This is a genomic window from Yinghuangia sp. YIM S10712 (assembly GCF_051388935.1).
Classification (GTDB): Bacteria; Actinomycetota; Actinomycetes; order Streptomycetales; family Streptomycetaceae; genus Yinghuangia.
Window position 1 is genome coordinate 240376 of sequence record NZ_JBPKBI010000007.1, and the last position, 604, is coordinate 240979.

Annotated in this window: 1 protein-coding gene; it reads left to right on the forward strand. The window is 75.3% G+C overall.

Annotation, left to right across the window (positions count from 1 at the left end; all coding sequences use genetic code 11):
- Positions 1-525 (forward strand): D-glycero-alpha-D-manno-heptose-1,7-bisphosphate 7-phosphatase (locus ACRX5W_RS17595; RefSeq protein ID WP_436789115.1); only part of this gene is annotated, 525 nt, incomplete at its 5' end.
- Positions 526-604 lie beyond the last annotated feature (79 nt).

Here is a 604-nt window from a genome sequence, read left to right on the forward strand (position 1 = left end):
GTCGGTCCGATGCCGCGCGCGGTGTTGTTCGACCGCGACGGCACGCTCGTGCGCGACGTGCCGTACAACGACGAGCCGGCCAAGGTCGAGGCGATGCCCGGTGCGGTCGAGGCGGTGTGGGCGCTGCGGGCGGCCGGGCTGCGTACGGCTGTGGTCAGCAACCAGTCCGGCGTCGCGCGAGGGCTGGTCGCTCCCGAGGCGCTGGCGCGGGTCAACGCCCGCGTCGACGAGATCTTCGGGCCGTTCGAGGCGTGGGAGGTGTGCACCCACGCTCCCGACGAGGACTGCGCGTGCCGCAAGCCGCGCCCCGGGCTGATCGAGGGCGCGGCGCGGCGGCTCGGCGTACGTCCCGACGAGTGCGTGGTGATCGGCGACATCGGCGCGGACGTCGAGGCGGCTCGCGCGGCAGGGGCCCGCAGCATCCTCGTGCCGACCGAGGTGACGCGGCGTCAGGAAACCGTCGGTGCGCGGCTCGCGGCGGATTTGCCGGCCGCCGCGCGCATGGTTTTGCGGGGGCTGCGGTGACAGGCCCCCACGTACTCGCCGTACGCCTCGACGCACTCGGGGACGTCCTGCTCACCGGGCCGGCCGTGGGGGGGGGGGG